26 protein-coding genes are annotated in these 23,512 nt (G+C 61.3%); 21 read left to right on the top strand and 5 right to left on the bottom strand.

Features of this window, described 5'->3' with window-relative positions:
* Positions 1-23 precede the first annotated feature (23 nt).
* The 3 genes from BOSE62_RS14930 to BOSE62_RS14940 all read left to right on the top strand — a co-directional run bounded on the left by BOSE62_RS14930 (position 24) and on the right by BOSE62_RS14940 (position 3,016).
* On the top strand, positions 24-719 hold the full coding sequence (locus tag BOSE62_RS14930; RefSeq protein ID WP_159647538.1) for an aspartate/glutamate racemase family protein: 696 nt from the start codon (positions 24-26) through the stop codon (positions 717-719).
* A 93-nt stretch (positions 720-812) separates the two neighbouring features.
* Positions 813-2,006, top strand: a complete 1,194-nt coding sequence (locus BOSE62_RS14935; RefSeq protein ID WP_159647539.1) for a parallel beta-helix domain-containing protein — start codon at positions 813-815, stop codon at positions 2,004-2,006.
* A complete protein-coding gene (locus tag BOSE62_RS14940) occupies positions 2,006-3,016 on the top strand; it encodes an SO2930 family diheme c-type cytochrome (RefSeq protein ID WP_159647540.1) in 1,011 nt (336 codons plus the stop codon). The genes BOSE62_RS14935 and BOSE62_RS14940 overlap by 1 nt, the downstream gene beginning before the upstream one ends.
* A 31-nt stretch (positions 3,017-3,047) precedes the next feature.
* Here BOSE62_RS14940 and BOSE62_RS14945 read toward each other — a convergent pair whose 3' ends face one another.
* Positions 3,048-3,482 carry a DUF2147 domain-containing protein gene (locus BOSE62_RS14945; protein ID WP_159647541.1) on the bottom strand — a complete coding sequence of 145 codons (435 nt, stop codon included), beginning with the start codon at positions 3,480-3,482 and terminating at the stop codon, positions 3,048-3,050.
* A gap of 34 nt (positions 3,483-3,516) precedes the next feature.
* Positions 3,517-4,719 carry a multidrug effflux MFS transporter gene (locus BOSE62_RS14950; RefSeq protein WP_159647542.1) on the bottom strand — a complete coding sequence of 401 codons (1,203 nt, stop codon included), beginning with the start codon at positions 4,717-4,719 and terminating at the stop codon, positions 3,517-3,519.
* Positions 4,720-5,056: 337 nt separating this feature from the next.
* Here BOSE62_RS14950 and BOSE62_RS14955 point away from each other — a divergent pair, with 337 nt between their 5' ends.
* Together BOSE62_RS14955 and dinB are read left to right on the top strand one after the other, a co-directional pair.
* Positions 5,057-6,430: a pentapeptide repeat-containing protein gene (locus tag BOSE62_RS14955; RefSeq protein WP_159647543.1), complete on the top strand. Its 1,374-nt coding sequence runs from the start codon at positions 5,057-5,059 to the stop codon at positions 6,428-6,430.
* 39 nt (positions 6,431-6,469) lie between these two features.
* Positions 6,470-7,579, top strand: coding sequence for a DNA polymerase IV (dinB, locus tag BOSE62_RS14960; protein WP_159647544.1), 1,110 nt, complete (start codon positions 6,470-6,472; stop codon positions 7,577-7,579).
* 121 nt (positions 7,580-7,700) lie between these two features.
* Here the strand turns inward: dinB and BOSE62_RS14965 are convergent, their stop codons facing one another.
* From BOSE62_RS14965 to BOSE62_RS14975, 3 genes are all read right to left on the bottom strand, one after another.
* On the bottom strand, positions 7,701-9,074 hold the full coding sequence (locus tag BOSE62_RS14965) for a glutamate--cysteine ligase (protein ID WP_159647545.1): 1,374 nt from the start codon (positions 9,072-9,074) through the stop codon (positions 7,701-7,703).
* Positions 9,075-9,149: 75 nt separating this feature from the next.
* Positions 9,150-9,731 carry a YqaA family protein gene (locus BOSE62_RS14970; RefSeq protein ID WP_159647546.1) on the bottom strand — a complete coding sequence of 194 codons (582 nt, stop codon included), beginning with the start codon at positions 9,729-9,731 and terminating at the stop codon, positions 9,150-9,152.
* A gap of 181 nt (positions 9,732-9,912) precedes the next feature.
* Positions 9,913-11,469 carry an alanine/glycine:cation symporter family protein gene (locus BOSE62_RS14975; protein ID WP_236554065.1) on the bottom strand — a complete coding sequence of 519 codons (1,557 nt, stop codon included), beginning with the start codon at positions 11,467-11,469 and terminating at the stop codon, positions 9,913-9,915.
* Between the two features lie 148 nt (positions 11,470-11,617).
* On the opposite strand from BOSE62_RS14975, the gene BOSE62_RS14980 reads away from it, so the two are divergent.
* The 16 genes from BOSE62_RS14980 to BOSE62_RS15055 all read left to right on the top strand — a co-directional run bounded on the left by BOSE62_RS14980 (position 11,618) and on the right by BOSE62_RS15055 (position 23,512).
* Complete coding sequence (locus BOSE62_RS14980) at positions 11,618-12,685, top strand: DUF2855 family protein (RefSeq protein ID WP_159647548.1); 1,068 nt, start codon at positions 11,618-11,620, stop codon at positions 12,683-12,685.
* Between the two features lie 77 nt (positions 12,686-12,762).
* On the top strand, positions 12,763-14,556 hold the full coding sequence (locus BOSE62_RS14985; protein WP_159647549.1) for a patatin-like phospholipase family protein: 1,794 nt from the start codon (positions 12,763-12,765) through the stop codon (positions 14,554-14,556).
* Between the two features lie 172 nt (positions 14,557-14,728).
* A complete protein-coding gene (locus BOSE62_RS14990) occupies positions 14,729-15,217 on the top strand; it encodes a hypothetical protein (RefSeq protein WP_159647550.1) in 489 nt (162 codons plus the stop codon).
* Positions 15,210-16,598, top strand: coding sequence for a phage terminase large subunit family protein (locus tag BOSE62_RS14995; RefSeq protein ID WP_159648077.1), 1,389 nt, complete (start codon positions 15,210-15,212; stop codon positions 16,596-16,598). The genes BOSE62_RS14990 and BOSE62_RS14995 overlap by 8 nt, the downstream gene beginning before the upstream one ends.
* Before the next feature lie 160 nt (positions 16,599-16,758).
* Positions 16,759-17,895: a phage portal protein gene (locus BOSE62_RS15000; RefSeq protein ID WP_159647551.1), complete on the top strand. Its 1,137-nt coding sequence runs from the start codon at positions 16,759-16,761 to the stop codon at positions 17,893-17,895.
* A 272-nt stretch (positions 17,896-18,167) separates the two neighbouring features.
* Positions 18,168-18,476 carry a DUF6127 family protein gene (locus BOSE62_RS15005; RefSeq protein ID WP_100093673.1) on the top strand — a complete coding sequence of 103 codons (309 nt, stop codon included), beginning with the start codon at positions 18,168-18,170 and terminating at the stop codon, positions 18,474-18,476.
* On the top strand, positions 18,473-18,916 hold the full coding sequence (locus tag BOSE62_RS15010) for an HK97 family phage prohead protease (RefSeq protein ID WP_236554067.1): 444 nt from the start codon (positions 18,473-18,475) through the stop codon (positions 18,914-18,916). The genes BOSE62_RS15005 and BOSE62_RS15010 overlap by 4 nt, the downstream gene beginning before the upstream one ends.
* A gap of 113 nt (positions 18,917-19,029) precedes the next feature.
* A complete protein-coding gene (locus BOSE62_RS15015; protein ID WP_201295688.1) occupies positions 19,030-20,208 on the top strand; it encodes a phage major capsid protein in 1,179 nt (392 codons plus the stop codon).
* A 103-nt stretch (positions 20,209-20,311) separates the two neighbouring features.
* A complete protein-coding gene (locus BOSE62_RS15020) occupies positions 20,312-20,857 on the top strand; it encodes a head-tail connector protein (protein ID WP_159647552.1) in 546 nt (181 codons plus the stop codon).
* Positions 20,854-21,183, top strand: a complete 330-nt coding sequence (locus BOSE62_RS15025; RefSeq protein ID WP_159647553.1) for a head-tail adaptor protein — start codon at positions 20,854-20,856, stop codon at positions 21,181-21,183. Before BOSE62_RS15020 ends, BOSE62_RS15025 begins: the two co-directional genes overlap by 4 nt.
* Positions 21,180-21,401, top strand: coding sequence for a hypothetical protein (locus BOSE62_RS15030; protein ID WP_159647554.1), 222 nt, complete (start codon positions 21,180-21,182; stop codon positions 21,399-21,401). Before BOSE62_RS15025 ends, BOSE62_RS15030 begins: the two co-directional genes overlap by 4 nt.
* Positions 21,398-21,796 carry a DUF3168 domain-containing protein gene (locus BOSE62_RS15035; RefSeq protein ID WP_159647555.1) on the top strand — a complete coding sequence of 133 codons (399 nt, stop codon included), beginning with the start codon at positions 21,398-21,400 and terminating at the stop codon, positions 21,794-21,796. The genes BOSE62_RS15030 and BOSE62_RS15035 overlap by 4 nt, the downstream gene beginning before the upstream one ends.
* Positions 21,797-21,931: 135 nt before the next feature.
* On the top strand, positions 21,932-22,339 hold the full coding sequence (locus BOSE62_RS15040) for a phage tail tube protein (RefSeq protein ID WP_159647556.1): 408 nt from the start codon (positions 21,932-21,934) through the stop codon (positions 22,337-22,339).
* Positions 22,332-22,655, top strand: a complete 324-nt coding sequence (locus BOSE62_RS15045; protein ID WP_159647557.1) for a gene transfer agent family protein — start codon at positions 22,332-22,334, stop codon at positions 22,653-22,655. Before BOSE62_RS15040 ends, BOSE62_RS15045 begins: the two co-directional genes overlap by 8 nt.
* Complete coding sequence (locus BOSE62_RS17425; protein WP_236554068.1) at positions 22,645-22,941, top strand: phage tail assembly chaperone; 297 nt, start codon at positions 22,645-22,647, stop codon at positions 22,939-22,941. Before BOSE62_RS15045 ends, BOSE62_RS17425 begins: the two co-directional genes overlap by 11 nt.
* Positions 22,934-23,512 (top strand): tail tape measure protein, encoded by a 579-nt coding sequence (locus BOSE62_RS15055; protein ID WP_159647558.1) that lies wholly within the window; start codon positions 22,934-22,936, stop codon positions 23,510-23,512. Before BOSE62_RS17425 ends, BOSE62_RS15055 begins: the two co-directional genes overlap by 8 nt.

Here is a 23,512-nt window from a genome sequence, read left to right on the forward strand (position 1 = left end):
TTTTTTCAGGGAATGTAACATCAATGCGTAAAATTGGCCTGATTGGCGGGATGAGCTGGGTGTCGACAGCCAGCTACTACACGCGGATCAACCGGATCGTGCAAAACCGCCTCGGCGGCTTTACCAGTCCGCATCTATTGATCGAAAGCGTCAATTTCAGCGATTACGCCCGGCTGCAATCGGACGATGACTGGGATGCGGCCGCCGGTCTGATGACCCGGTCGGCGAAGCGTCTGGAAAAAAGCGGCGCCACGGCGGTGCTGATCTGTTCCAACGCGATGCACAAGATCTATGACCAGGTGCAGCCGGAAGTTGGCGTTCCGATCCTGCATATCGCCGATTGCGTCGGCGACAAGATGGTCGCCGATGGCGTAAAGACGGCAACTTTGATCGGCTCGCGCAATGTGATGACCGAGGGTTTCTATCGCAAGCGTCTGGTCGGTAAGGGCATCACCCTGTCGCCGCCCGACGAGCAGCGGGTCGAGGAGATTGACCGGATCATCTACGAAGAGTTGATGTTCAATCAGGCCAAGCGCGAGTCCGAACGGACGATGAAAACCTATATCACCAATATCGCCAAGCAGGATATCGAAGCGATCGTATTGGGTTCCACCGAGCTGGATCTGATCATCGATACCAAGGCGAATATCCTGCCGATTTACGATAGCACCGAAATCCACGCCGATGCGGCGATCGAATGGATTCTTGCCGACGGCTAGGCTGGTTTTTCGCTGATTACTGACATTGATGTCAATGCTCTTGGCATGGCCGCTTTTTTGCGGCATTATCTCTGCTTCGTGGAGGAGAGAGATATGATACGCAGTCTATTGGTGGCTACCGCGCTTTGCCTGAGCGCCCCGGCCCTGGCCAAAACCATCACCGTTGCACCCGGAGACGATGCGCAGGAACGGCTGCAGGAAGCGCTGATCCTGGCCGAGCCGGGTGATGTCGTGGAACTGGGCGCCGGCCGGTTCGATCTGGTCGACGGCCTGTCGCTGGATGTCGACAATGTCACCGTTCGTGGCGCCGGCATGGACCAGACGGTGCTCAATTTCGCCGGACAGCTGGGCGCGGGCGAAGGCCTGCTGGTGACGTCCGATCATGTCGTGCTGCGCGATTTTGCGATCGAGGACAGCAAGGGCGACGGCATCAAGTCGAAGGGCGCGGACAATATTGTCTACTACCGGCTGCGGGTGGAGTGGACCCGCGGGCCGCACGCCGAAAATGGCGCCTATGCCATTTATCCGGTGGAAAGCAGCAATGTGCTGGTCGATAGCGTGACCACCATCGGTTCGTCCGATGCCGGGATTTACGTCGGACAATCGGAGAATATCGTCGTCCGCAACAGCGTGGCAAAGTTCAACGTCGCGGGCATCGAGATCGAGAACAGCGTCGGCGCGGATGTTTATAATAATGTCGCGGTCAACAATACCGGCGGCATCCTGGTCTTCGATCTGCCCAATATCCCGAAACAGGGCGGCCGCAACGTCCGCGTGTTCGACAATATCGTGGTCGACAACAACACCCCGAATTTTGCCCCCGAAGGCAATATTGTCGCGGACGTCCCGGCCGGCATGGGCGTCATGGTGATGTCGCATTATGAAGTGGAAGTGTTCGAAAACCGCTTCGCCGAGAACGGCACCGGCAATGTCCTGATCGTGTCCTATAGCAAGGGGCAGGATGATCCGAATTATAACCCGAAGCCGATCGGCGTGCGGGTGTTTGAAAATGACCATGGCCGGGCTGGCTATAATCCGGCCTTTCCCGGGGGTGATATGCTGAAGGCCGCCTTTGGCGGCGCTATTCCGCCGATTATCGAAGATGGCACGGGCGAGAATATCCTGATCGGTGATGATGTCGCGATTCTGTCGCTGGGGCTGACCGCGCCGGGCCAGCCGCTGGCCGAAGCCAGGCCCTCGCTGGTCGAGGGCGCGAGCGAGCCGTTTGACGGCCGGCGGCTGAAACCGGTCACCCTGCCGCAGGCCATGGAAGACGCTATCCGATAATGCGGTTGCTGGCTTCTGCGTGCGCTGTTCTGGCGCTTGCCCTTACAGCGGGCGCGCGCGAGCCGGAAGGTGTGGCCGACGGGGTGATAATGGCCGACGGCCTGCCGCGGCTGCTTTCGGACTATGGGTTTTTCAAGGATGCAGCGGGCTGGCAGCCGAACGAGCGGGTCGTGCCCTATCAGTTGAACATGCCGCTCTTTTCGGACTATGCGGAGAAATACCGGTTCATCTATGTGCCCGAGGGACAGCAGGCGAAGGCAAACGGCGACGGGCTGCTCGAGTTTCCGGTGGGGTCGGCCTTGATCAAGAGCTTTGGTTACGAGCGCGACGGCAAGCCGATGCTGCTCGAGACAAGGGTGCTGCTCCACCGGGCCGACGGCTGGCTGGCGCTGCCCTACGTCTGGAACGAGGCGCAGACCGAGGCGAGGCTGAAGGTTGCGGGCGCGCGTATCCCCGTCACTTTTACCGACCCTTCCGGGCGGGAACGGTCGATCAGCTATGCTGTGCCGAACAAGAACCAGTGCAAGGAATGCCATGGACTGTCGGATGCGGTGACGCCAATCGGTCCCAAGGCGCGCAACCTGACCCACGGCGGGCAGCTTGCGCAATTCGCGCGGCTTGGCCTGGTCGACCGGGTGCCGGCGGTCGATTATCGCGTCCCGGTCTGGGGGGAGAGCAGCGCGCCGCTCAATGACCGTGCGCGCGGCTATCTTGACGTCAATTGCGCTCATTGCCACAACGTCAATGGTTCGGCGAGCAACTCGGGCCTGTTTCTGACCTATGAGGAAGACACGCCGGTCCGTATCGGTATCCACAAGCGTCCGGTGGCGGCGGGGCGGGGCAGCGGCAGTCATGATTTCGACATCGCGCCGGGCGATCCGGACGGCAGCATCATGATCTATCGGCTGAACAGCCTCGATCCGGGTATCAGCATGCCGGAAGTCGGCCGCTCGATCGTTCATGACGAAGGGGTCGCACTGCTCCGCGAGTGGATTGCGGAGATGGAATAGAGGATGTGGTCCGGCGGAAGCCGGGGGATGATTATCGCGCCCGGGTCCAGATCTGGCTCTGGCAGATAAAGGCGACACAGCCTTTCATCTTCAGTCTGTTGGTCGCGTCGAGACTGATTTCGGATCGATAGGTCCGGCCGCTCTTCGGATCATAGACCTTGCCGCGCCAGATATCGCCGTCGGGCCTCAAGCCGGTCAGGATCGCGATGCCAAGCACCTTGCGGTTGCGCAGCTTCCTGTCGGGATTGTAGATATCCTTCTGGCCCGCACCATCCGGCGGGGTCACCAGATATTTGTGAATCCGGCCGCAGACGGTCGCGCCGCATCGGGAAATACGGATAATGGCGTCGCGGTCCTCGGTGATCCAGTCACCGGTGATCGGCTCCGCGGCCAGCGCAGGGCTCGCGAAGATCATGGCGGCTGAGATCAGGCCGATGGCCGGTCTGTCCGAAGTGAAAATGAACATTGCCTTGTTCCCTTGCCGCTCGTCTATGGGTCGATCAGGATCGCGGCAATAGATCCTTGGCGGTGACCCCAGTCTGAACGCGGCGGAACAATCTGCCTTTTTCGGCCCAGAAGATGAGCGTCAGGGACGCAATACCACAGACCAGGAAGCCGGTGGCAAGTGGCAGGATCGTGCCGTCAAACTGCAGGCCGATAACGGATCCGATGACCGAAGACAGGCCGGATCGGGCAAAGTTCTGGAACGAGGAAGCGACACCCGCGGTCTTGCCGAACGGCTGCATCGCGATCGAGCTGAAATTGGCACCGGTGAAGCCGATCATGCCCATTGTGGGCACGAGCAGGGCCATGAAGATCCAGAGATTGACCATACCGGCCTCGGCCAGAACCAGATGGATCGCCGACACCAATATGAAAAAGATCAGCGCCGACTGGGACACTCGCCGCGCACCAAAGCGCATGACGATCCGCGAATTGGTAAAGCTGGCGACCGACATCGCGCCGGCGTTCAGGGCAAAAATATAGACAAAAATATCACCCGCACCGAATATGTCGAAAAATATCTGCTGGGCCGATGCGATATAGGCAAAGAGCGGCGCCATCATCAGGCCACTGGCCATGACATGGCCAAAGCTGTTGCGGTTGAAGATAACGCCATACCATGCGGCGCCGATCGACCGGGCCTTGATCGGCGTCTTGTCGTCCGGATGCAGAGTCTCGGGAAGGCGGGTACTCACCCATAGGAAGGCTATCAGGCCGGCGGTGGACAGAACCAGGAATATTGCCTTCCACGGCGCAACGTGGAGTACCAGCTGGCCGATCAGGGGCGCCGTGATTGGAACGATCATGAACACCATCATGATCGTGGACATCGCACGGGCCATCGCATCGCCGTCGTAGCGATCGCGGATGATGCTGTTCGCCAGCACACCCATCGCCGACGCCGCCAGTCCCTGGATGAAGCGGCCGATCAGCAGCAACTGATAGTCCCATGCCAGGGCACAGAGTATACCGAAGCCGGTATAAATGCCGATAGTCACCAGCAGCACCGGCTTGCGGCCATAGCGATCCGCCAGCGATCCATAGAGGATCGACCCGACCGCCATGCCGTAAATATAGGAAGTGATCGTCCACTGCCGGTCGTTGACGTTGGGCAGGGCAAAATCGTCCGAGATCAGCCCCAGCGCTGGCAACATGATGTCGATCGCAAGCGCGTTGAGCGACATCAGGCTTGCCATCATGAAGATGAGTTCAATACGGCCTATGGGAAAGGGAAGAGCTTTGCGTTGCACCGGTGGCCTATGGCAAGCTCGCGCGCTTGTGGCTATAGTGTAAATAGACAGCTTGCCTTTGCCGGGCAGCGCGACCGGGGATAACGGGATGACGAAGCAAAGCTTTCCGCTGCTTGTTCTGATGATTGGGATGCTGGCAGGGCCAGCGGGCGCACGGCCGGAATCCGCCCCTGAGCAAGCCGGTTGCATGTCTGTCTCGGGTGATATCTGGGGAGAAGGCCGACCGGATAAGCCCCCTCGGATGATTGATGGCAAACAGATAAAATCGCTTACGGATTTTTTGCGGATGACCGGAGATCGGACATCAAATGTAACGGTGGTCAGGGGCGGCGCGTTTGCCGGCTGGGATTTCGGTGGCATGTCGCTGCCCGGAATCTGTTTTGAAGAAAGCGATCTTTCGGGTGCCAATTTCGCCGGCGCGCTGGCCGCCGGCGCGGGCTTCATCAAGACCGACCTGAGCGCCGCCAATATGGACGGCGTTCACATGCCCGGCGTGCTTTTCCGCAACGCCGGTCTGCGGGCCGTGTCGGCCAGGGGCGCGGATTTTTCCCATGGGCATTTCGACGGCGGCTGGTTCGAGGGCAGTGTCGAGGGCTGGAATCTGGATGGTGCCAATTTGACCGGCTTTGTTTTTGCATGTGGTATAACCGTGCCGGATGGTTGTCCGGTTTATCAGGGCGGCGCCAACACAAGCGCCAAAGGTGCTGATTTCACCGGCGCCATATTGCACAGCTTCGGGTTGCACGCCGTCGATCTGGCCGGTGCCCGGATCGACCGGACAATAATTGGCCCCCGCCAATTGCCGAATCTGGCGAAGAGCGATTTTCGCGGCCCTGTCATCCTGCGCGGTGGTGACCAGGATGTCAGTCTGACCAGCGAGGAGGCCCGACGGTTGCTGGCCGCCCATATCGAACAGCGCGCGGTGGAATCGCAGCCGTCTTTCAACTGTGGCAAGGCGGCGAGCCGGGTCGAGAAGGAAATCTGCGGAGACTATGCCAGCGATCTGCGTGCTGACGACCGCTCTATGGCCGTCCTGTACCAACGTGCGAAGGCAGCGAACGCCAGTGTCAGAACCAGCCAGCGTGCCTGGCTGAAGCAGCGCAACCGATGCGCAATGGCCGAATATCCCGCTGACTGTATCCGGCAAAGCTACAGCGCGCGCAAGGGCGAGCTGCTCGGCATGCTGGGCGAGCAGAACTGGCTGGCGCGCGGACAGGCGGCGCTTTTTGTCGATGATGTGCTGCCGCTGCCGGCGACCATGGCCGGATCGGATCTCATGGCCAGAATCGCGCCGGTTCTGGTCGGTGCCTCGATGACCGAAATATTGGTCGAACGCGGGGATGGCGGGCTCTATGCGATCAAAGGCAGCGCAGTCGGAGCCAATGCGCATTTGTGCAGCATCTATGCCACGCATCTCTATTTCGACGCGCAATCGGGCTGGTATATTCCGGTGTCGGAGGGAGAGGCTGTTCCGGTCTTCCGGATTTTTGACAACCGACTGGAAATTTTTGCCGCCGGCAAGCCGGACTATGAAAAATATCCCGCAGCGGCGGATATTATGAGCTGCGGAATGCGCGCGAGTTTTACCGAGACGGTCCGGGCCAGAGCAGGAGAGGCAACGATCGAACGCTATCGGCAAGTTTTGAGCGAGGCAATGTAGCCGCTCCCCAAGCCGGAAAACAGACGCTAGACTGAACCCATGTCCGACTCCGCTCCCGATCTGCTACAGCGCAAGATCATCCATATCGATATGGATGCCTTTTTCGCCAGTGTCGAACAGCGCGACTTTCCCGAATTGCGCGGCAAGCCGGTTGCGGTCGGCGGCTCGTCAAAGCGCGGGGTGGTCGCGGCGGCTTCTTATGAAGCGCGGACATTTGGCGTACGATCGGCCATGGCCTCGGTGACCGCCAAACGCCGCTGTCCCGACCTCATTTTCGTCAAGCACCGGTTCGAGGTCTATCGCGAGGTGTCGCAGCAAATCCGCGCGATCTTCCGCACGCATAGTGATCTGGTCGAGCCGCTGTCGCTGGATGAAGCCTATATCGATGTCACCGAAGACAAGATGGGGATCGGCAATGCGACAAGGATTGCCGAGATGATCCGCGCCGAGATCAAGAAGCAGACGGGTCTGACCGCCAGCGCCGGGGTCAGCTATAACAAGTTCATCGCCAAGATTGCCTCGGACCAGAACAAGCCTGACGGGATTTGCGTGATCAAGCCGCACCAGGGGGCGGATTTTGTCGCGCAGTTGCCGGTGTGGCGTTTCTACGGCGTCGGCCCGAAGACGGCAGAGCGGATGGCGAAGCTCGGCATCCACACCGGCGCTGACCTGCGCGCGCAATCGCAGGCCTTTCTGAACCAGCATTTCGGTAAGTCGGCAGGCTATCTGTTTCGCGCCTCGCGCGGGGTCGATCATCGCGAGGTGCGCGCGCACCGGATTCGCAAATCGGTCGGTGGCGAGCGGACCTATGGCGACGATCTGGTCAGCGATGATGATATGCACGACGCGTTCGAACATATTATCGACATCGTCTGGAATAGCATCGGGAAATGCGAAGCGCGCGGGCGGACGGTGACGCTCAAGGCGAAATATGCCGATTTCCGGCAGGTGACGCGGTCAAAGTCCACCGATCATTATGTTGCGGACAAGAATGAATTTGCCGCCATCGGCCGGGACTTGCTGGCTAGCATCATGCCCGTGGAAAATGGCGTGCGGTTGCTCGGACTGACGCTGGCCAACCTGGAGGGCGCGGAGGCGAAGGCGGACGAGCCATCCGATGACATGGAGCAGAAGGCGTTTGAATTTTAGCGTCGGGGAGGGCCGGTGCTCCGAACTTGATGCGGAGCCGTGCGTTAGAAAGCCGGCTTTTGCCGTCAGGGCTCCGCGTCGAGCGCGGAGCACAAATCTGTTCGACGGGCAACGAGGGTGCTCAGAAACTCATCTCGTCATAGATCCGGCTGACATCGCCGTCCCATTCGCCATGATAGCGTTCGAGCAGCTGGGCGGCTGGTGATTTGCCCTTGGCGACCACTTCGCGAAGCGGGTCGAGAAAGCCGCTTTCATTGTCGCCGCTGCTGTTGAGGCGGTTGCGCGCGGTCAGGCCGGCGGAGGATATGTCGAGGATTTCTGCTGCCAGATCTTTCAGCGTCTGGCCGTTGGGAATAGGCGTGTCGAGGCCCAGCTTCGGGACGCCTTTGCGCAGCGCCTCGCGTTCTTCCATGGTCCAGCCCTTGACCCGGTCCCATGCGGCATCGAGCGCGGTCTGGTCGTAGAGCAGGCCGACCCAGAAGGCAGGCAGGGCGCAGATACGGTTCCATGGGCCACCGTCGGCGCCGCGCATCTCGAGAAAGCTTTTCAGCCGGACCTCAGGGAAGGCGGTCGAGAGATGGTCGTTCCAGTCGGACATGGTCGGCTTCTCGCCGGGGAGGACCGACAGCTCGCCCTTCAGGAAATCGCGAAAGCTGAGGCCCGCGGCATCGATATATTTGCCGTCGCGAAAGACGAAATACATCGGCACGTCGAGCATATATTCGGCGTAGCGTTGGTAGCCGAAGCCTTCTTCGAACACGAAGGGCAGCATGCCGGTGCGGTGCGGGTCGGTGTCCGACCAGATATGGCTGCGGAAGCTCTGGTAGCCGTTGGGCTTGCCCTCGGTGAAGGGCGAATTGGCGAATAAGGCGGTGGCCAGCGGCTGCAGCGCCAGCCCGACGCGGAATTTCTGCGCCATATCGGCCTCGCTGGCATAGTCGAGATTGACCTGGATTGTACAGGTGCGCAGCATCATGTCGAGGCCCAGATTGCCGACGCGCGGCATATGGTCGAGCATGATCTGGTAACGGCCCTTGGGCATGATCGGAAGTTCGGCACGGGTCTTGTCCGGCCACATGCCCATGCCGAGAAAACCCTTGCCGGTCTTCTCGCCAATCGCCTTCACCTGTTGCAGATGGCGGCCGGTTTCGTTGCAGGTCTCGTGCAGATTTTCCAGCGGCGCGCCGGACAGTTCCAGCTGGCCGGCAGGCTCGAGGCTGATCGCGCCATCGCTGCCGGACATGGCGATCACCTTGCCGCCTTCTTCGACCGGTTGCCAGCCGAATTCCTGCATTGCCAGCAGCAGATCCTTTATCCCGCCGGGCTCGTCATAGCCGGGGGCGTGATGGTCATTGGTACAATAGACGAATTTCTCGTGCTCGGTGCCGATCCGCCAGCGATCCTTGGGCTTTTCGCCCTTGACCATGGGCTCGACCAGCTGGCCGATATTCTCGATCACAGGATCGTTGCTGTCTGAAACCTGTCTAGTGCTCATCATCCAGCCTTAGAAAATCATCGGTGGCTAGGCCACTGAAAAAAATACTGTCGCGCTAAAAGCTATTGTTGCTTGTCAGAGGAACCAGCTGACCGCGGCAAAGCCGCCGACGAACAAAATCCCGACCAGCGTGGTGGCCAGCGCGAAATTCTTGTCAATCCAGTCTTTCATTGGTGGCCCGAAAAAGCGGAGCAGGGCGGCGACCAGAAAGAAGCGCGCCGAACGCGCGATAATCGCGGCCCCGATCAGGACATGCAGCGGCATCGCGGTGCTGCCGGCGGCGATGGTGATCACCTTGAAGGGCAGCGGCGTGAAGCCGGCGAGCAGGACCACGATCCAGCCCTGTTCGTTGAAATTCTGCGCGAAAATGTCGAATTTCTCGGTTACACCGTAGAATTCAAGGATCGGCAGGCCGACGGTTTCAAAAACGAAAAAGCCGATGGCATAGCCGAGCAAGGCACCGAGCACCGAGGCGATGGTGCAGACAAAGGCGTACCAATACGCCCGCTCCGGGCGCGCAAGGCACATCGGTGCGAGCATGGCGTCCGGCGGGATCGGGAAGAAGCTGGATTCGGCAAAGCTGATTCCGGCAAGCCATTTGGGAGCCTGTGGATGGCCCGCTTTTTCGAGCATCCACTCATAGAGTTTTTTTAACATTGTTTATTAGACCTCAATTGCCGGGCGGGCGCATCCGCGCCCCTTGGCTTCCTTCCCCCGGATTAAACCCGGGGCCCAGGCGCGCGGTCGCGCTTGCCTTGCTACGCTCGGTTTTCCGGTCATGATACGGAGCGTAGCGAGGCAAGGCCGCCCGGCGCTTGAGGTGCAAAGAAGAGTCCATCTAGTGCCCCGGCGCGCCGGTTATTTCCTCGAGCAGTTCCTTCGGCGTCTCGCGGCCATGGTCGGTGCCGGCGGTGCGATCGCCCTTGGCGAGGGCGAAGACGACGCCGGACAGGGCGAGCAGGCCGATAATGTTCGGCAGGGTCATCGCGGCGTTGGAAATGTCGCCGAGACGCCAGACCAGCTGAAGCGGCGCGAACGAGCCGATGAGAATGACCACACACCACAGCACGCGCCAGATGATATGCAGGGTTTTCTCGCCCCTGAGGCTGGCACCCGGCAACTGGTCATAGAGAAAGGTGATCGCCCGTTCGCCATAATAGCTCCAGGTGAGCAGGGTGGTGAAGACGAACAGGATCAGCGCGACCGACACGACCAGTGTGCCGATCGGAATGCCGAACACCAGCAGCGGGAAAGCTGCGGCATAAGCGCCGGAGGTCATGGCAAAGCCGTTGAGATCGGACTGCCATGCGTGCTCCACCGCCTGTTTGACGCCGCCGGCATCGGTATAGGTGAAGTCGCCGGCCACCGTCAGCATGACCAGAGCGGTCATCGTGCAGATGACGACCGTGTCGATGAACGTGCCCATCATGGCGAAACGGCCCTGTGCTGCGGGATCGTTGGTCTGCGCAACCGCGTGGGCAATCGGGGTCGAACCCTGTCCGGCCTCGTTCGAGAACAGGCCGCGCGCGACACCGGCGCGGATCGCCATGATGATCGCCGCGCCGAGGAAGCCGCCGGTTGCCGACTGGGTATTGAAGGCGCCGTCAAATATCCGGCCGAAGGTTTCCGGCAGATAGGGCAGGTTGATGCCGAGAGCGATCAGCGCCATGATCAGATAGGCACCGGCCATCCACGGCACGATGGTTTCGGCAACCTTGCCGATCGACTTGATGCCGCCGATGATCACGGCAAAAACCGCTACCGCCGCCACCGCGCCGCCAATCCATTCCGGTACGCCGAACAGTTCGTTGGCGCTGTCGCCGAGGCTGTTGGCCTGGATGCCATTGCCGGTGACCAGCGCCGAAAACAGGGTGCCGAGGCAGAAGAGAATGGCGAGCCATTTCCACTTCGGTCCGAGACCGATGGCGATATAGGTCATCGGGCCACCGCGATAGGTGCCGTCAGCGGCCTGCGAACGGAAGCGAACGGCGAGAGACCCTTCGGCAAAGGCGAGGGCCATGCCGAACAGGGCGGTCACCCACATCCAGAAGATTGCGCCGGGCCCGCCGAGCGTGATCGCGGTGGCGACGCCGGCGAGATTGCCGGTACCGACCTGGCCCGAGAGCGCGGTCGACAGCGCCGCGAACGGCGAGATTTCACCCGCTCCCTTCTTCTCCGACTTCTTGAACAGACCGGCCAGCGAGGGGAAAAGACGGCGCACCGGATAGCCGCGCAGGCCGATCATGAAATAGATGCCGGCGCCCAGCAGAATGACGACCATCGGCGGGATCGGCAGAATTTCCACCCCGGCCCAGCTGCCACCCCAGATGAAATCCGAAACATTGGTGATCGGCTCTATTGCCGCTTCGAGACCTGAAACAGGTGCTGTACTCACAAAACTTCTCCCCGATGGCGCATATGGGCGCATATTCTATCCCGTGAGACAGGATTAGCAGGCGCATGATTTTTGGCAAATGCTTTTGCCATCTCGGCGCCACGGCCTATGCTGGATCAAAACCGGAAAACAGCATGGAGACGATAAGATGCACAGCCTGTGGGTGAAGAAAGATGAACTCGCGCAGTCCAAATGGCAGGACAGCGAGACACCGTCGCTGGCCGACGGACAGATATTGCTGGAAATCGAGAAATATGCGCTGACCGCCAACAATATAACCTATGCGACGGTTGGTGACGGCTTTGGCTACTGGAATTTCTTCCCGACCGGTGAGGATCAATGGGGTATTGTTCCGGTCTGGGGCTTTGCCCGGGTTGTGGCGTCGCACAATGGCGATATCGCGGTGGGCGAACGGGTCTATGGCTATCTGCCGATGGCCAGCCATTTGCTGGTTACGCCCGCCAATGTGACCGATGGTGCTTTTGTCGACGGCGCTGCCCATCGGCAGGGGCTGGCGATCATCTATAATCAATATCAGCGGCTGGGCACGGACGAGACTCCGCTGGAGGCGGAGCGCGCGATTTTCCAGCCCCTGTTCACCACCAGTTTCCTGATCGAACATTTCATGCGGTCGAATGACTGGTTCGGCGCGCAGGCCCTGCTGATGACCAGCGCTTCGTCGAAAACCGCGCTGGGTCTGGCGATGGTCGCGAAAAGCCGGAGTCCGGAGATCCGGCGTATTGGTCTGACATCGGCGGCGAACAAGGCCTTTGTCGAGAGTTCGGGCCTTTACGACGCGGTCCTGACCTATGACAATCTGGCCGCTGCCGACGCCGCAACCCCGACCGTCTCGGTCGATTTTGCCGGTAACGGGCCGTTGCTGGGCGCGATCCACAGCCACTGGGCCAATGCGCTGAAATTCAGCTCGCTGGTCGGCGTAACGCATATTTCCGAGCGGGGAAGTGCCGATGATTTGCCCGGGCCGAAGCCGGAGCTCTTTTTCGCTCCGACCGCCGCGGAAACCCTGATCAAGCAGGTCGGGGCGGTTACATTTCGCGCGCAGGTTGACGAACAATTTGCGGCCTTTGTCGCCAGTGCCAGCGACTATCTGACGATCGAAGATATGCAAGGGGGCAAAGCTCTGCAGTCCGCCTATCTGGCGATGCTGGCGAATGAAGTCGCCCCGAGCCGCGGGTTGATATGTCACATGACGTAACGCCGCAAATGCTTGATTGTGCACGCATATAGGAGGATAATGACACAAGGCGGGTCGCACCGACCGGGGGAAACAGCGTGACTGAGCCAACAGGACAACCGGATTTGGGAAGCCATGCACTATTCCGGGGCGTGGCACCCGAAGCGCTGAACGCGCTGCAATCGGTTTCCGAGACGAAACGGGTTGCCGGCGGCGAGGCGCTGGTCCGGCAGGGGGACCTGGCCGATGCGCTCTATTTTGTCGAATCCGGTCGCTTTCGTGTGGTGGTAAACAAGACCCGCATCGTCGCTCATATCGAAAGCGGGGAAGCGGTCGGGGAGCTGGCCTTTTTTGCCGGTGGCCAGCGCACCGCCGACGTTGTGGCGATGCGCGATTCACGCGTTCGGGAAGTGTCCCGCAGCGCCTTTGACGCGATCGCTGTGCAGCATCCCGAATTATATGCCGCCATGCTCAAACTGGTGTCCGAGCGTCTGGCGGTCGCGACGGCGCGAACCTCGTCGATCATAGCAAAAAACCCGCGGGTGATCGCCATGCTTCCGGCCGGAACCAGTCAGCTGCCGGACGGCTTTCTGGCGCGCCTGGCTGAGGCTTTTCAAACCGTGGTCCGGCCGCAGACGCCCGTGGTGCCGTTGGACCGGGCTACCAGCGAAGCGGCGGACGCGGAAGAATATCAGTCCTGGCTGGCAGAGCAGGAATCTAAAGGTGCCTATGTCCTGATCGACGGCAGCGGACCGGAGGACTGGGGGCAGATGGTTTGCCGCAACGCCGATGCGCTGGTGATGGTGGCGCGGCCCGGACAGACGGAGCCGGAGCCTAATGCTATGGAAAGAGCCGCGATGGGCTGGATCGCGGAACCGCAGCGCACCCTGCTGCTGCTCCGCTCAAACAGTGGCAAGACGATCAGCCACAGCGGCGACTGGATCGATCCGCGTGCGCCCAAGCTGCACCATCATGTTGCGCTCGACCATGACAGTGATTTCGCCAAGGTCGCGCGGTTCCTGACGGGCCGGGCGGTCGGCGTGGTGCTGGCCGGCGGCGGGGCGCTGGGTTGCGCCCATCTGGGCGTGATCAAGGCATTGCGGCAGGCGGATATCCCGATCGACTTTATCGGCGGTACCAGCGCCGGAGCGGCTATGGGCGGCGCGATTGCGCGCGGAATGAGCGTCGAGGAAACGCTCGACCAGATGGAGGCGATGTTCATCCAGGCCAAGGCGATGAAGCGGCTGACGCTGCCGATCAATTCGCTGCTCGATCCGACGGTATTCGATAGTGAGTTGAAGAACCGCTACGGCACAAAAGATATCGCCGACCAGCCGATCAATTTTTTCGGAGTCTCGACCAACCTGTCGACCAACGGCCTGCATATCCATCGGCGCGGGCCGCTGTGGGAATGCGTTCGCGCATCGGGTTCGCTGCCAACCATATTGCCACCGTTCATCGACGGCGAAGGCAATATTCTGGTCGATGGCGGCGTGCTCGACAATGTTCCGGTCAAGGTGATGCACGGGCTGAAGGCCGGGCCGAATATCGTGGTGTCGCTGGGCGATCCGAACGAGGTCTGGCGCACAGATGCGCTATATGATGATATTCGCGGGCGCTGGAGCCTGCTGCGCGATCTGGTCCTGCGCCGCAAACAGGCAGCGGAATTCCCTTCGATTGTCGAGATCATGTCCCGCTCGATGGTGGTCGCCAGCCGGATGGCGTCGAAGGAAATGCTCGGAGATCAGGACATATTGGTCAATCCGCCGATCATTCACGGCATGCAGATACTGGACTGGCATCTCGGCCGGGAACTGGCGGAGATGGCGGCGGACTATATCGGCGAGCAGGTCATTCCGACGATGGATTTTGGCGATCAATTTACCAGATAGGTAAAAATTCATTGACATCGTCACGCTGTTCAGGTACATATCAGGAACATCGCGAAATTGTGATTCGGGCCAACCGGCTCTGAATGACGCCGCTGGACAGGCGGGGCCGTTCCGACCGGAGGGCCCTTTTTTATGTCCGGACGGTTCGCGTCCGTCCGGCACGGAGTAGGCCATGGCAAAATCGGAAATCAGGGGAATATATGACGACAGGCGGAAGCTGAAATTCCTGAAAGAGCTCGCGATCGGTTCGCACGTGAAGAATTCTGCCAAAGCAGCCGGTGTTTCGGTGTCGACCGTCTATTTGTGGCGCGAGCGCGATCCGGAATTTTATCAGCAATGGATGCGCTCGCTGGCGGCCGGCTATGAGTTGCTGGAAGTCGATTTGCTCGAACGCGCGCGTCACGGCGTCGAGAAGCCGGTTTTTCACGAAGGGAAAGAAGTGGCGAGAGTCCGGCACTATAATGACGGCATCGGTGTCAAACTATTGCTCGCGCACCGGCATATGGTGGCGATGACCCGCGCAGCGGGGGAGGATATCAACCCGGAACAGGTGCGCGCGAGCCTGGACCGTAAGCTGGCGGATATGCACCAAAAGCTGCTCAAACGGGAGGCGCTGGCCGAGGGGCGGGCAGGGTCGACGGCTTTTGACAATGATGAATGATGCCAATGCGACGGAGATTTTAGCCCGACTGAAACCGCGCGATCGCAACCTGTTTGTCTCGCGGCTGAGCAGGATAGAGCAGCAGGAATTTTTGTATCGCTGGCCCTTCTGGGCGCGGCCCGAACAAATGCCGCCCGATTGCGACTGGTCGATCTGGCTGATCATGGCGGGCCGCGGTTTTGGCAAGACACGGGCAGGAGCCGAATGGGTGCGACAGATTGCCGAAGGCGATGGCAGTGCCCGCTTCGCGCTGGTCGGCGCGAACTATGCCGAAACCCGTACCGTGATGGTCGAAGGGGAAAGCGGCCTGTTGTCAATCGCGCCACCGAAGCTGCGGCCGGTCTGGGAGCCGTCGCTGAAGCGGCTGACATGGCAGAATGGCGCGCAGGCGCACCTCTATTCGGCTGCCGAACCCGAGGGCCTGCGCGGGCCCCAGCACAGCCATGGCTGGTGCGACGAGATCGCCAAATGGATGAACAATGCCGGGCAGGCGGAAGCGGCCTGGGACAATCTGAAAATGGGCCTGCGTCTCGGTATCCGGCCGCAACTGGTTGCTACTACGACGCCACGGCCGGTGCCGCTGGTGCGGGCTCTGGCTGGCGGCGAGGCAGCGATCACAAGAGGCCGGACGCAGGATAATGATCTGCATCTGCCGGTGGCTTTTCTCACCGCGATGACGGCGGATTATGGTGGCACAAGGCTGGGGCGGCAGGAACTGGATGGCGAACTGATCGAGGATGTCGAGGGCGCGCTGTGGACGAGGGCGACGATTGAGGAGTGTCGGGTTGGCCGGGATGCCGTTCGTGTCGAGCGAAGTCGAGACACTGCGCCTCGCTCTAACCGGTCTCCCGACTGCGCTCGAGACGAACGGGAGATCGGCTTCGCCAGAATAGTTATCGGCGTCGATCCCCCGGCCTCGGCAAGGGGCGACGCCTGCGGGATCATCGTCGCGGGCTTGGGCAGAGACGGCAAAGCCTATGTGCTGGCCGATGCCAGCGTGGAAAAGGCCAGCCCCGAAACCTGGGCGCGCAAGGTGGCCGATGCGGCCGATCGCTTCGATGCCGACCGTGTGATTGCAGAAGCCAATCAGGGCGGCGCGATGGTCAAATCGGTGCTGCAGGCGGCGAAGATTTCGCTGCCGGTGAAGCTGGTGCATGCTGCTCGCGGCAAGGTCGCGCGGGCCGAGCCGGTGGCGGCGTTATATGAGAATGGACGGGTGCATCATGTTGGCGCATTTCCGGAGCTCGAAGACGAGATATGCGGGCTGCTGGTCGGCGGCGGCTATGAAGGACCGGGGCGGTCACCGGACCGGGCGGATGCTCTGGTCTGGGCGCTGACGGAGTTGATGCTGGGGCGGAGGCGGGAGCCGAGAGTTTGGTGATGTTCCCCTGCGCCGGCAGGGGGCCATCTCCGGAAGCCTCGACCTTCACGATGGAGCTGGTTTGCGCCAAGATTTGCCCAAGCGCTCATCAATTCCTGAGCGCAACTGAAACGATGCAGGAGATGGGCCCCTGCCTTCGCAGGGGTACAAAGGAACACATATGACATTCTGGGAAAATATTTCGCTCGCCTTCAAGGGCGGGAGCGGACCATCGCGGCCGCCTTTGGGGCGGTCCTATATCGGCACTTATGGCGGCGCGGCTCTTTCGGGGGACGCGCCTTTTTCTTATGAAGGTAGGGTGCGGGAGGCCTATGTCGAGAATGCCATTGCCCAGCGGGCGGTGCGCATTGTCGCCGAGGGGGTTGGCGGCGCGCCGCTGCTGCCGGTGGCGGAGAAGGTCGCCATTCTGGTCCAGGGATCCGGCGGCGGGCAGTCATTGCTTGAAACGATGGCCGCGCATTTATTGCTGCACGGCAATGCCTATGTTCAGGTCATCCATGGTGATGGCGAGCGGCCGGCCGAGCTTTTCGCGCTGCGGCCGGACCGGATTACCGTCGAACCCGATGCCAAGGGCTGGCCGGTGGCTTATGCCTATCGCGCCGGCGAACATCGCACCCGCTTTGCTGCGAAAGACGCGATGGGCCGGCCGGCGATCATCCACCTCAAGGGCTTTCACCCGACCGATGACCATTATGGTCTCGGCTGCCTGGGCGCTGCGGCGAAAGCGGTGGCGGTGCATAATGCGGCAGCGAAATGGAACAAGGCGTTTCTGGACAATGCGGCGCGGCCATCGGGGGCGCTGGTCTATGATCCGGGTGCCGACGGATCGGCGCTGACCGGGGAGCAGTTCGACCGGCTGAAGGCCGAGATGGATGCGAGCTTTGCGGGAGCGGGCAATGCCGGGCGCCCGATGCTGCTCGAGGGCGGTCTGAAATGGCAGTCGATGAGCATGACTCCGGCGGACATGGATTTTGTCGCGCTGAAAGAGGCGGCGGCGCGGGAGATCGCATTGGCCTTTGGCGTGCCGCCGATGCTGCTCGGCCTGCCCGGTGATAATAGTTACGCTAACTATCGCGAGGCCAACCGGGCGCTCTGGCGGCTGACCATCCTGCCACTGGCCGGGAAGATACTGGACGGCCTGTCAGGTGCGCTGGGTGCGTGGTGGCCGGACGCGAAGCTGGCGGTGGATCGCGACCAGATCCCGGCATTGTCGGAAGATCGGGAGCGGTTGTGGAAGCAGGTTTGCGACGCGGAATTTCTGTCGCCGCAAGAGAAACGGGCGATGCTGGGGATATAATTGTGTCTCGCGGCAGTTCGCTTTGCGGGATTTTTTTTACCCTCAGGCGCCGGGCGCGGGCATCCGCCCGCTTGGCTATCCTCGCTACGCTGCGGACGCGCGGTCGCGCTTGCCTCCGCTTCGCGTCGGTTCGGCGCTCCCAATCCTGATTGGTTTCTAACCGAGGCGAAGCCGAGGCAAGGCCGACCGGCCGCCGCGCCTTATTGGCGCGAAAGCCAAGCGGGCGGATGCCCGCGCCCGGCGCTTGAGATTAAAACGGAGTTTTATAAAAAATGCAAAACAACGAAATGCTCGCCCGCCTGATGGCGCAGGCGGAAGGCGATGGCGCTGATCTGGTGACCTTGCGCGCGATTGTCGAGGAAGCGACGGACAGCGGCGCGGTGCGGGTTCTGGACCGGCTTGGGCTTTCCGATCCCGGTGCCGAGGATGATATCGACGAATTGCGCGAGCTGCTCCGCGCCTGGCGCGACGCCAAGGCGAGCGCGTGGAAAGCGGCGATCCGCTGGATAATTCGCGGAGCGCTGGCACTGCTGCTGGTCGGCATCGCGATGCGCTTGGGTCTGGGACACCTGATATCGTGAAGAAACTGGATCAAATAGGTCCCTTCCCTGAAGGGGATGGGCCAAGAGATATTCGCTTCGCTGGCTATGCCGCCATCTTCAACTGGATCGACAAGGGCGGCGATATCATTCGCCCCGGTGCCTTTGGTGATCTGGCGGACGGAAAATCGCTGCCGTTGCTCTGGCAACATGATCCGCGCCAGCCAATCGGCCGCGTCGACCATGCGCGCGAGGACCGGTGTGGATTGCGGGTGATCGGGACCATATCGACCGCGACGCGGGCGGGGCGAGAGGCGGTAGCCTTACTGTCTGGCGCATCGGGCAAGGGGCTGAGCTTCGGTTACCGGGTGAGACGGGCGACGGGCCAACATCCCCGCCAACTGCTCGATCTGGATGTCGCGGAAATTTCACTGGTGACCCGTCCGATGCAGCCACGGGCGCGCGTTCATCTGGTTCAATAGCCGGTTTTTTCCACGAAATAGCAAAGGCACGAAGATCATCTCAGCCTTAGGCGTCTTGTATCTCCGGGCGATCCCGAAACTCTAGGCAAACTTAACGACAGGAAAGGAAAGACATGACAGATTCCCCCAAATTCGAAACCAAGGCCGACCCGCTTGAAGCGTCATTCGACGCGGTGCTGATGGCTGAAGATGTCGCCCGCCAGGGCGACGAGATCAAATCATTGCGCACGGACGTGGATGGCCTGAAGGTGCAGATGTCGGACATTTCCAAAGCTTCGGCCCGGCCCGCGCTGACCGGAAATATCGATGGCGCAAAGGGGATGCCGCCTTCGGCTGCCGCTCAGGATTTTGTCGCCAAATATCTCCGGCGCGGGGATCAGGCCGGGGTCGAACTGAAGAGCTTTTCCGGTGCGTCCGGTCCGGAGGGCGGCTTTGCCGTGCCGCAGGAAATTGACGCGCTGATCGGCGCAATGCTCAAGGATATCTCGCCGATCCGTTCGATTGCGACGGTGGTGCAGACCGGCACGGCAGGCTATCGCAAGCTGGTGACCACCGGCGGAACGCCCTCCGGCTGGGTTAGCGAGACCGCAGGCCGTCCGGAAACCGATACGCCGGATTTCAACGAAATCGCGCCGCCGAGCGGTGAGCTTTACGCCAATCCGGCGGCCTCCCAGGCGATGCTCGACGATGCGGCCTTTGACGTTGAATCCTGGCTGGCGGACGAAATTGCCCGGGAATTTGCCCAGGCCGAAGGCGCGGCTTTTGTCGGTGGCTCCGGCGTCAACCAGCCGCGCGGTTTTCTCAATGCAACTGTGACCGACGAGAGCGATGATGTCCGCGCCTTTGGTTCGCTGCAATATGTGCCGTCCGGCGCGTCGGGCAGTTTCGACAGCGAGGATGTGCTGGTCGATCTGGTCCACACGCTGCGTCCCGCCTACCGGCAGGGCGCCTCCTTTGTAATGAACAGCTCGACCCTCGCCCATATCCGCAAGTTCAAGACGGCAGATGGCGCCTTTCTGTGGCAGCCTTCGCTCGCCAGTGGACAGCCCGCGACCCTGCTCGGCTATCCGGTGGTCGAGGCCGAAGACATGCCGGATATTGCCGCGGACAGCCTGTCGATCGCCTTCGGCAATTTCCGCGCTGGCTATCTGATCGCCGAACGCAGCGCGACCAGCATTTTGCGCGATCCGTTCACCAACAAGCCGTTTGTCCATTTTTATGCGACCAAGCGGGTTGGCGGGCAGATCATGAATTCGGAAGCGATCAAGCTGATGCAGTTCAGCGCTTCCTGAAGCCCTTGCTGCGCTTCGGCGCAGCGCGCCCGTGCCGGTTGCTCCTCCCCTCGATCCGGCGCGGGCGCATATTTCTAAACCCAAGTGAAAGGATGCCGCGACCGTGAGCTTCCCCATTTCAGACTGGCCGGATTTGCCGGCAGCGCTGATCGCAGAGGTCAGGGAATTTGTCCGGATTGACCATCAGGCCGATGATGACGCTATCGATGCGTTTCTGCGCGGCGCGGCGTCCTTGTGCGAGGATTTTACCGGGCAGATGCTGATCGCGCGATCAGTGACAGATATGTTGCCGGCGCGGCACGTCTGGCAGAAGTTGAAGCGGCTGCCGGTGCAGTCGATTGTTTCGGTCGAGGCGCTGGGCGCGGGCGGGATCGCGGCGGCGTTTGCGGTCGAGGACTATGCGCTCGACATCGACAGCGACGGTATCGGCTGGATCAGGCTGCACCGGAGCGACGGCGGTTCGCGAATCCGGGTGACCTATAGCGCCGGTCTGGCGATGGACTGGGACGCACTGCCTGCGGGCCTGCGCCAGGGGATCGTGCGGATGGCGGGCTATTTTTACGCCAATCGCGACGGTGTTGACGCCGGTGGTCCGCCGAGCGCGGTGACCGCCTTGTGGCGACCCCATCGGCGGATGAGGATGGCATGATGGGACAGGAATTTTCCGGAATCTTGCGCGAACGCATATCAATCGAGCGGCAGAGTGTCGGGCGCGATGCGCTGGGCTCGGCCGAACCGGAATATCTTACTGTTGGTGTCTTCTGGGCAGCGGCCGAAGCGATGCAAACGGGCGCCGTCAGCGAGGCGGAAAGCCGTTCGGCCCTGCCACGCTGGCGGTTCACCCTGCGTGAAACCCGGGTGATCAGGCCGGGCGACCGGCTGGTCTGGGGGGACCGGGTAATGACGATATCGAGCGTGATATTGGAGCACCGACGGACCCGGAAGACCATCCTGCAGGCGGAAGAAAAAAGATGATGGAAAAATTGCAGAAGCGCGGGGAGGCGATTGCCGAACAGCGGCTGACCCGCGCCCGAACCGAGATCAAATCGGCGCTGGCGGAAGAATTGCCCGACGATGTGCAGGTCAGTGAAACTGGCGAAGGAATCGGGGTGGAAGCCCGGCGGTTGAAACAGCGGCTGATCGAGAATAGCAGCCTGCGCGATGTCGCTTTTCTGATGCGGGCCGTGCGATGAGCAGCGCGCTGGAAGCGGTGCAGCGACAGCTCGTCGCAAGGCTGAATGCGCACACGGAACTGACAGGCCTGGTCAGCGGCATATTTGACGGCCCGCCGCCGCAGGCGGACTTTCCCTATATCGCGCTGGCCACCGGGGCTTCCCTCGACTGGAGCCACAAGGGCGGGGTCGGCCGCGAGTTGAGCCTTGCGTTAACCGTACATGACGATGGCGAGACGGCGGCGCGCCTGCACCGGTTGATGGCGCTGGTCGAGGAGGTTCTGGAACCGGGACTAGATGATCCCGATGGCTGGCAGATCGTCACTTTCGATTTCCGCCGTACGCGCATTTTGCGCAGCGCGGTGAGCCCGTGGAGCGGGTTAGTCGAGTATCGGGCGAGGGTTTTGAGGGCTTAGTGCCCCTGCGCAGGCAGGGGCCCATCTCCCGACCTTGGCTCCACGAACAATCGATATTTTGTGCGCAATTCAAGCGGCACGAGATGGGCCCCCGCCTTCGCGGGGGCACAACACCCAACATGAAGGAACCGGAATATGGCAGCAGAAAAAGGCAGCGCCTTTCTCCTGAAAATCGGCGATGGCGAGGATCCCGTCAGCTACACGACCATCGCGGGTTTGCGGACCACACAGATGTCGATCAATGGCGAGCCGGTGGCGATCACCAGCAAGGACAGCGGCGGCTGGCGGCAATTGCTGTCGGGTGCGGGCGTGCGGTCTGTGTCCGTGTCAGGGGCTGGTGTGTTCACCGGCTCGGACGCGGAGATGCGAATCAAGAATCATGCGCTGGGGGGCATTATCGACGCCTATGAACTCAGCTTCGAGGGCGGCGAGCGGATGCAGGGCGATTTTCTCGTCGCGCGGCTGGACTATAGCGGCGATTATAATGGCGAGCGCAGCTACACGTTGAGCCTGGAAAGCTCGGGCGCGGTCGCCAGTGTCTGACCGGCCCGCCAATGCCCTGCGCGGCGAAGCTCAGATTGTCATCGATGGCACGCGCCTGATCCTGCGGCCCAGTTTTGCGGCGCTGGTAGCCGCCGAGGAGGAACTGGGATCTTTGTTCGATCTGGTTGGCCGAGCGGCGGGCGGGCGGCTTTTGCTGTCGGAAATCGTTACGCTGTTCTGGCATGTTGCCAGCGATCGACCTGAGCATTTGACCCGCGACCAGCTGGGCGAGGGGATGATGAAACTGGGGCTCGCCGGAGTGACGCCGGCGCTGAAGATCGTACTGAAGCAGATATTGTCGGGACGTGGTTGGTAAAGCGTGTCCCCGCGAAGGCGGGGATCCATCTCCCGTTGGCTCGGCAGACGATCTGTTCCAAGATGGACCCCCGCCATCGCGGGGGCACACTTATTTCGCATCATCGATAGAAATATTATGCGGCACCGTCTCCGCTGTCCTCGGCTGGACGCCGGACCAGTTCTGGCACGCAACGCCTGCTGAACTGGCAACCATATTTGCGGTCTTCACCGGCCGCGGGCCCGGCCAGGCCCCGCTCGGCACCGAACAACTCGAAAAACTGAAAGAGACTTTCCCCGATGGATGAAGATATCGAACGGCTGGTGGTCAGCGTCCGCGCCGATACCGCCGGTTTTGCCAAGGATGTGGCCGATATGAAAAGCCAGCTTGATGGCCCTTTTGGCTCGGGCCTGGAGCGCGCAGGGGCGGCGCTCGAGAATACCCTCAGCCGCGCCATCCGTCGTGGTTCACTGGATTTTGAAGATCTGCGCCGGGTGGCGCTGTCGGTGATGAACGATATCGCCGGTGCAGCAGTCCAGAGCGGTTTGCACAATCTTTTCGGTGGCGGTTCGGGCGGCGGGCTGCTCGATATCGGAACATCCTTGCTGGGCGCCTTTCTTGGCGCGCCGGGGCGGGCAACCGGTGGTCCGGTCAGCGGCGGCCGTGCTTATATGGTCGGCGAACGCGGGCCAGAATTGTTCGTGCCGACCGCGGCAGGGCGGATCGAGCCGCCGGTGTCGGTCAACACAGCGCCCAATATCCGTTTGACAATCAATATTTCCGACAATGGCCGGGGCAGCGCGCCGGAGCAGATGCGTCGGTCAAGCCGGCAAATCGTGCGAGCGGTGAGCAACGCGCTGTCGGCAAAGGCGGGCTGA

The sequence above is a fragment of the Sphingorhabdus sp. 109 genome, from assembly GCF_902506555.1.
Classification (GTDB): domain Bacteria; phylum Pseudomonadota; class Alphaproteobacteria; order Sphingomonadales; family Sphingomonadaceae; genus Parasphingorhabdus.

Coding starts and splice junctions, on each gene's coding strand:
- BOSE62_RS14945 (WP_159647541.1), bottom strand. CDS start 3,482: ATGTTCATTTTCACTTCGGACAGACCGGCCATCGGCCTGATCTCAGCC.
- BOSE62_RS14980 (WP_159647548.1), top strand. CDS start 11,618: ATGCACAGCCTGTGGGTGAAGAAAGATGAACTCGCGCAGTCCAAATGG.
- BOSE62_RS15000 (WP_159647551.1), top strand. CDS start 16,759: ATGACATTCTGGGAAAATATTTCGCTCGCCTTCAAGGGCGGGAGCGGA.
- BOSE62_RS14970 (WP_159647546.1), bottom strand. CDS start 9,731: ATGTTAAAAAAACTCTATGAGTGGATGCTCGAAAAAGCGGGCCATCCA.
- BOSE62_RS15030 (WP_159647554.1), top strand. CDS start 21,180: ATGATGGAAAAATTGCAGAAGCGCGGGGAGGCGATTGCCGAACAGCGG.
- BOSE62_RS14990 (WP_159647550.1), top strand. CDS start 14,729: ATGGCAAAATCGGAAATCAGGGGAATATATGACGACAGGCGGAAGCTG.
- BOSE62_RS14935 (WP_159647539.1), top strand. CDS start 813: ATGATACGCAGTCTATTGGTGGCTACCGCGCTTTGCCTGAGCGCCCCG.
- BOSE62_RS14995 (WP_159648077.1), top strand. CDS start 15,210: ATGAATGATGCCAATGCGACGGAGATTTTAGCCCGACTGAAACCGCGC.
- BOSE62_RS14965 (WP_159647545.1), bottom strand. CDS start 9,074: ATGAGCACTAGACAGGTTTCAGACAGCAACGATCCTGTGATCGAGAAT.
- BOSE62_RS14955 (WP_159647543.1), top strand. CDS start 5,057: ATGACCGGAGATCGGACATCAAATGTAACGGTGGTCAGGGGCGGCGCG.
- BOSE62_RS15015 (WP_201295688.1), top strand. CDS start 19,030: ATGACAGATTCCCCCAAATTCGAAACCAAGGCCGACCCGCTTGAAGCG.
- BOSE62_RS15005 (WP_100093673.1), top strand. CDS start 18,168: ATGCAAAACAACGAAATGCTCGCCCGCCTGATGGCGCAGGCGGAAGGC.
- dinB (WP_159647544.1), top strand. CDS start 6,470: ATGTCCGACTCCGCTCCCGATCTGCTACAGCGCAAGATCATCCATATC.
- BOSE62_RS14930 (WP_159647538.1), top strand. CDS start 24: ATGCGTAAAATTGGCCTGATTGGCGGGATGAGCTGGGTGTCGACAGCC.
- BOSE62_RS15040 (WP_159647556.1), top strand. CDS start 21,932: ATGGCAGCAGAAAAAGGCAGCGCCTTTCTCCTGAAAATCGGCGATGGC.
- BOSE62_RS15025 (WP_159647553.1), top strand. CDS start 20,854: ATGATGGGACAGGAATTTTCCGGAATCTTGCGCGAACGCATATCAATC.
- BOSE62_RS15055 (WP_159647558.1), top strand. CDS start 22,934: ATGGATGAAGATATCGAACGGCTGGTGGTCAGCGTCCGCGCCGATACC.
- BOSE62_RS14940 (WP_159647540.1), top strand. CDS start 2,006: ATGCGGTTGCTGGCTTCTGCGTGCGCTGTTCTGGCGCTTGCCCTTACA.
- BOSE62_RS15035 (WP_159647555.1), top strand. CDS start 21,398: ATGAGCAGCGCGCTGGAAGCGGTGCAGCGACAGCTCGTCGCAAGGCTG.
- BOSE62_RS14950 (WP_159647542.1), bottom strand. CDS start 4,719: ATGATGGCAAGCCTGATGTCGCTCAACGCGCTTGCGATCGACATCATG.